The following is a 6,043-nucleotide window of genomic DNA, read 5'->3' as shown; positions in this document are numbered from 1 at the left end:
GGGCTCGGTCACGAAAGTGCGCCCATAAGTTGCTCCAAGGCTATTCGAGGCTTCGCTACTCCCTCAGGGGCAGCGCGATGCGCTGGAGTCCGCTTTGGGCCACTAGCGGTCCTCGACTGGCCGCGCTCCGTAGGTCAGCTACGGACCAATCGCGTCGATTTGGCGCTGCGGCGCTCAACGCAGGAACGTCCTCGTAGCTGCCAAGTTAAGCCGCCAAAATCACCTGTGAGGGAGACAAAGTCATGGCCCGCGCAACAGCCCACCCGGATCATCACTGCATCTCGAGCGAAGACATTCAGGGAACCGAGGTGTATGGAGCAGATGGAAAGAATATCGGTGAGATTGATCACCTCATCATCGACAAGGTGTCAGGCCGCGTAGCTTATGCAGTCATGAGCTTCGGCGGATTTGTTGGCTTGGGTCAAAGCCACTACCCCATTCCATGGAGCGCTCTGACATATGATGCGTCGATCCAGGGCTTCCGAACCAATATCACAGAGCAACAGCTCAGGGATGCGCCGGAGTTCAGCGATGACTCCTGGCAGGATCGAGATTGGGAAACGCGAACCCACCGGTATTATGGGACACCCACTTACTGGGAAGGGCGAGGTGGCCTATAACGCCAGACGACGCGCCGGAATTTTCCAATCGTGAGTGTCAGCTGAATTGATCGGCCACCCTCGTTGGATGCTGTCGGATCGATCTTCCGACCAATACTAGCATTGAGCTTCGCTGGAAACTGTCCAGCGAAGTTCAGGCGGTTTTGATTGATGAGCCTTGCAGCGAACAACGCCTGCCGCCCGCATCGGAGGCGGAGGATGCCGCTCATTGGTTTTGCTCAGCTTCTCTCTAGAGTCAGCAATGGGCCCAAGCGGCCCCAGCGGGCATTACCGTGAAGGTCCGCTGCGGACCAATTACGGAAGTCCCCAAATTGGGCGCGGCGCTGGGCACTGATCAGGGCGCAGCGGTACCACTCCGTTTGATGATGCCGCGCTCCACGAAGTTCGCTGCATCCTCAGAAGTCATGTTCTGACTATCGAGTCGCCGCACTGCGGGGCTTAGCCGCTCGGCAAAGATAACAACTATCATGTTATCCCCGGTGACCTCCCGTTGGCCCATTTGCTCCGCGTGCGACACAGCACGTTGCTCAACCCGCTGGACGCCCCGCTACGCCGTCCGCAACACGGGCGCCGGCGGCTGCGACGGCCGGATCAGCGCGAATGCAACCTGGATGATGCCGCCGGCCAGCCCCAGCGCGACGCCGATGCGCCAGGCCATGGTGTAGGAGCCGAGCGCGTCGTAGAGCACCCCTCCTCCGTAGGCGCCGAGGAAGCTGCCGATCTGGTGGCTCATGAATGCAAGGCCCTGGATCATCGCCTGCCAGCGCAGGCCGAACATCTCGGCGACCGCGCCCGCGACCAGCGGTCCCACACCCATCCACAGGAAGCCCATGATCGCGCCGAACAGCAAGGTCGAGGCCGGTGTGGCCGGCAGCATGAAGTACCAGGCCAGCGCGAGTGAGCGGAAGATGTAGATTCCGCCGAGCAGCGCGAGCTTGTTCCAGCGCTGGCCGGCCCAGCCGAAGAACAGCGAGCCGAGCACGTTGAAGCCGCCGATCATGCCGAGCGTCTGCGCGCTCAGCATCGGATCGAGGCCGCAGATCGCGAGATAGGACGGCAGATGCGTCGTGAGGAACACGAGCTGCATGCCGCAGACGAGATAGGCGCAGGTCATGACCACGAACGACGCGTTGCCGAACGCGGTCTTCGCCGCGATCAGGGCCGTGGCATCGACGATCTCATCAGTCGCGGGCTTCGGCAGCGGGACCGCGTCGACGCGCCCGGCATACCAGGCCGCCGGGATCATCAGCACCGACATCACCACGAAGCCGGCGAGCCCGACGCGCCAGCCAAAGCCCTCGTTGAGCATCTGCCCGATCGGCGCCGACAGCAGCGCGCCGAGCGAGCCCGCACCGGAGACGATGCCGAGCACGGTGGAGCGCACCGTTGCGGGCACCGCGCGCGCCGCCACCGACATCGCGATCGCCGCCGCGGTGCAGGCCAGCGAGGTGCCGATCAGCACGCCGGCGCCGATCATGATGGCGACGAGACCGTTCGCGGTTGCCATCAGCACCAAGCCCGCGATGTACATGAAGGAGCCAGCGATCATGATGGGACGGAAGCCGTAGCGCGTGGTCATCGCGCCGGCGAGCGGCTGGAGAAAGCCCCAGGCGAGGTTCTGCACGGCCAGCGCCAGCGTGAAATCGGAGATCGACAGATGGATGTCGTGGGTCAGCGGCTGCATGAAGATGCCGAGGCTCTGCCGCAGCCCCATGCTCAGCGTCAGCATGATCGAGGCGCCGATCAGGATGGGCAATGTCGGGCGCAGGACCTGCAACAGGGGCATTTTTGTCTCCCTCGTGGGCGCGGCGCGCGCGCCGTCGTCTGCAATATCGATTGATTTTGGTTACACAGACCTGTGTACTTAGGCTATGAATAGGGTGCACTGTCAAGCGAACAGGACATTCACCGCCGCATGGCTCCCCCGCCCGCCCCACAGACGATGAAAGAGCGGATCCTCGAGACCGCCGACAAGCTGTTCTATCTGCAGGGCATTCGCGCCATCGGCGTCGACACCATCGCGGCCGAGATCGGTATCTCCAAGCGCACGCTCTACAACCACTTCCCCTCCAAGGACGCGCTGATCGCCGCCTATCTGGAGCGCCGCTTCGTGCAGCCCCGCCCCTCCGACAAGCCCCCGGCCGAGCAGATCCTCGCCACCTTCGATTCGCTGGAGCGCCGCTTCGCCGCAAAAGATTTTCGCGGCTGCCCGTTCGTGAATGCCGTCGCCGAACTTGGCCCGGCGGACCGCGCCGTAAAGAAGATTGCCATCGCCTTCAAGGAAAGCCGCCGCACCTGGTTTCGCGATCGCCTCAATGAGCTCGGCGTTGCGAACGCGGAGGCACTCGCAACGCAGCTTGTGCTGCTGGTCGACGGCTCGATCGCGCAGGACCTCGTCCGCGACGACCCCGCAATGGCCCGCGCCGCGAAGGAAGCGGCGACGGTGCTGCTGCGGAATGCGGGGGTGACGGTGGGAGATCAGACTACGGTGAAGCGAGGCAAGCGGCCGGCCCGGCATCCCTGAAGCAGCTGCAACATCAGAACCCGCCGCTCGCCGCAAGAAGTCCGGATCGGAAAGCACGCACCGCAAGGTCCGTTTGCCGTGCTTCACCCTTCGATCTCTTGAAGCGAGTGGACTGAGAGGAACCATCGTCATTTCGGCGTAGTTGACCTTCTTTACACCGGAGAAGGTCATGAATCGAAAATCGCTTCTTCTTACAGCCGCACTGTCCTTCGCTGTTGCCGCTCCCGTCTTCGCACAAGGCGGCGGCGGAGGTGGTGGCGGCGGAGGCGCGGGTGGCGCAGCTGCGAGCGGCGGCGCGTCCGGATCATCCGCCAGCTCAGGCGCAGGCACTGGCACGTCTGGCGCCGCCAATGGAGGCCACTCGGCGCCATCCGGCATGGGCACAAACGGAACCTCAACCGGCGCTCACACCAACAACTCTCCAACCAACCCGAACGTTCAGCCCCCGACGCCGAACGGGAATACCGCGAGCACACCGACCACCACCGGCGCGGGCAACACCGCGTCAGGATCGACACAGGCGGGCACGCCAAACGGGACCGACAGGTCCGGTATCACGTCCACCAACGGCGCCAACAGCGACAACAAGAACCAGATGAGCCCCGCGGAGCAGGCAAGAACGGGGATCAAGACGCTTCCACAGGATCAAACTCCAGGAGCCGTCAGTGCGCCGGGTGTTGGCGTCGGTCATGCGGCGAACGGCTTGCCGATCGGTACGCCCGGTTCAGGGACCAGCAACGTCGATCAGAAGTGACCCGGACTTTCTCCATCTCCACAGGGCCCGCTACGGCGGGCCCTTTCTGTGACGTCCTGAAGGGAGTGGACGAGGCCTAGGGCTGCGAGGGCGAGACATGGAGTAAGCTTGGCATCAGGCGGCCCTGCCGATACACTGGTTTTTTTTGGGGCGTGCCCATGATTAGATTTTCGTCGTTGCTGCCAATTTCATTTCTGATCATCTGCACCCCGGCCTGGGCCGACGAGATGAAGATCCAATTCACGTTTGGACCTCCACGGCCCTGCACCACCGTCTTTCCCAATCCCGAAATCAAGATGAAGAGTGTTCCGCCCGGCACGCGCACGATCGTCGTCAAGTTTCGCAGAGAGAAGAACTACGAGATGGGCGGCCAGGAGATCCCATTTCCCTCAGATAACATCGTGAAGCCGGAGAGCTTGCGAACCTGGGGCCCCTGCAATTCCGGCCTGTACACTTACGAGATCATCGCAAAGTCCAGCACCGGCGCGGCCCTGGCCAAGGCAGAATGGTCGGAACCGTATCCTCCCTGACGCGAAGGTGGACGCCCGCTTGTCCGTCGTGGCGTGCGGATTCCTCGCTTGCGGGATGACAGCAGAGTTTGTGGATATTCGGGATGCTAGCAGGATGCTCCTGTTTTGCCCGACGAGTCAAAGGGCAATGCTGTGCGCATCAGCCGTTTTGCAACCGCGTAAGTCATTGATCCGACTAGTGTCGGCTACTGTGCATGGGGTTGTTTTCGCGTTTTTTTTGCGTCGGCCGGTGCGAGCGGCCTCACGCCGCGTGCGACACCACGCGATTGCGGCCGTCGTGCTTGGCGCGGTAGAGCGCGGTATCGGCGCGCTTGAGCACGTCGCCAACCGCCTCGCCCTTCTGCTCCAGCGTGGTCAGGCCGATCGAGATCGTGACCTCGATGCGCTTGGCGCCCTTGTGGATCGCAAAGGGCTCGCCGGCGATCGAGCGGCGCAGGCGCTCGGCGACCATGCCCGCGACGTGGAGATCGGTCTCCGGCATCACGATGACGAATTCCTCGCCGCCGTAGCGACAGGCAAGGTCAATGCCGCGGATCGACTTGCGGACCCGCACGGCGAATTCGCGCAGCACGTCGTCGCCGGCGTCGTGGCCGTAATTGTCGTTGATCGACTTGAAGTAGTCGATGTCCAGGATCATCAGCGCCAGCGGCTTGCCGCGGGTCGCGGCCTGCTCGGCCAGCGTCGCGAGATGGCTCTCCATGTAGCGGCGATTGTGCAGCCCCGTGAGCGCGTCGGTGATCGCCATCTCGATCGAATTCTGCACGTTGTCGCGCAAATGGTCGGTGTAGCGGCGGCGGCGGATCTGGGTGCGGGCACGTGCCAGCAGCTCGATCTTGTCGATCGGACGCAGCAGATAGTCGTTGACGCCGATCTCGAGCCCGCGCAGCAGCCGCGTCGCGTTCTCGGGGTCGGCGATCGCCAGGATCGGCACATGCCGCGTGCGCTCCAGCGAGCGCGCCTGGCTGCACAGCCGCAGGCCGTCGAAATTGTTGAGGTCGAGCGAGACGATCAGCAGATCGTAATTGCCCTCGGCGGCGTGGAACAGCGCCTCCGTCGGGTTCGGCTCGACGTCGATGGTGTGCTCGGCGGCGAGGATCGTCGCCAGCCGCTCATAGGAGGACTGGCGGTCGTCGACCAGCAGGATACGGCCGCCCTTGCCGGTGTCGGAGATCGCACTGCGCTCGGGCGCCTGCATGCCGATCTCGAGCGAGGTGATGGCGCGCATGCGCAGCTCGTCCGTCATCATCTTCAGCCGGGTCAGCGAGCGCACGCGCGCGATCAGCACGACATCGGAGACGGGTTTTGTCAGGAAATCGTCGGCGCCCGCTTCCAGCCCGCGGTTGCGGTCGGACGGGCTGTCGAGCGCGGTGACCATCACGACGGGAATGTGATGCGTGGCCGGATCGGTCTTGAGCCGGCGGCAGACCTCGAAACCGTCCATGTCCGGCATCATGACGTCGAGCAGGATGATGTCGCATTCGGCGCGGGCGCAGATCGCCAGCGCCTCGGTGCCGTTCGCGGCGGTCATCACGTCGAAATATTCGGCGGACAGGCGGGCTTCGAGCAGCTTGACGTTGGCGGGGACGTCATCGACGACGAGAATACGCGCGGACAC

At 63.6% G+C, this 6,043-nt stretch carries 6 protein-coding genes; 3 read left to right on the top strand and 3 right to left on the bottom strand.

Annotation, left to right across the window (positions count from 1 at the left end; all coding sequences use genetic code 11):
• Nucleotides 1-242: 242 nt before the first annotated feature.
• Nucleotides 243-620, top strand: coding sequence for a PRC-barrel domain-containing protein (locus IVB42_RS11225; RefSeq protein WP_085395624.1), 378 nt, complete (start codon nt 243-245; stop codon nt 618-620).
• A 547-nt stretch (nt 621-1,167) separates the two neighbouring features.
• On the opposite strand, the gene IVB42_RS11220 is transcribed toward IVB42_RS11225, so the two are convergent.
• Nucleotides 1,168-2,406, bottom strand: a complete 1,239-nt coding sequence (locus IVB42_RS11220; protein ID WP_247399069.1) for an MFS transporter — start codon at nt 2,404-2,406, stop codon at nt 1,168-1,170.
• A gap of 129 nt (nt 2,407-2,535) precedes the next feature.
• On the opposite strand from IVB42_RS11220, the gene IVB42_RS11215 reads away from it, so the two are divergent.
• Nucleotides 2,536-3,144 (top strand): TetR/AcrR family transcriptional regulator, encoded by a 609-nt coding sequence (locus IVB42_RS11215; RefSeq protein ID WP_085384428.1) that lies wholly within the window; start codon nt 2,536-2,538, stop codon nt 3,142-3,144.
• A gap of 438 nt (nt 3,145-3,582) precedes the next feature.
• Here IVB42_RS11215 and IVB42_RS11210 read toward each other — a convergent pair whose 3' ends face one another.
• Nucleotides 3,583-3,774 (bottom strand): hypothetical protein, encoded by a 192-nt coding sequence (locus IVB42_RS11210; RefSeq protein WP_085386298.1) that lies wholly within the window; start codon nt 3,772-3,774, stop codon nt 3,583-3,585.
• 282 nt (nt 3,775-4,056) lie between these two features.
• Between IVB42_RS11210 and IVB42_RS11205 the strand changes: the two genes are divergently transcribed.
• On the top strand, nt 4,057-4,428 hold the full coding sequence (locus IVB42_RS11205; protein ID WP_039799351.1) for a hypothetical protein: 372 nt from the start codon (nt 4,057-4,059) through the stop codon (nt 4,426-4,428).
• 241 nt (nt 4,429-4,669) lie between these two features.
• On the opposite strand, the gene IVB42_RS11200 is transcribed toward IVB42_RS11205, so the two are convergent.
• Nucleotides 4,670-6,043 carry a PleD family two-component system response regulator gene (locus IVB42_RS11200; RefSeq protein WP_247399070.1) on the bottom strand — a complete coding sequence of 458 codons (1,374 nt, stop codon included), beginning with the start codon at nt 6,041-6,043 and terminating at the stop codon, nt 4,670-4,672.

Source organism: Bradyrhizobium sp. 45, assembly GCF_023073155.1.
GTDB classification, from domain to species: Bacteria; Pseudomonadota; Alphaproteobacteria; order Rhizobiales; family Xanthobacteraceae; genus Bradyrhizobium; species Bradyrhizobium canariense_D.
Note: the sequence above shows the minus strand (reverse complement) of the source record. Positions and strands in the feature narration are given on the sequence as shown.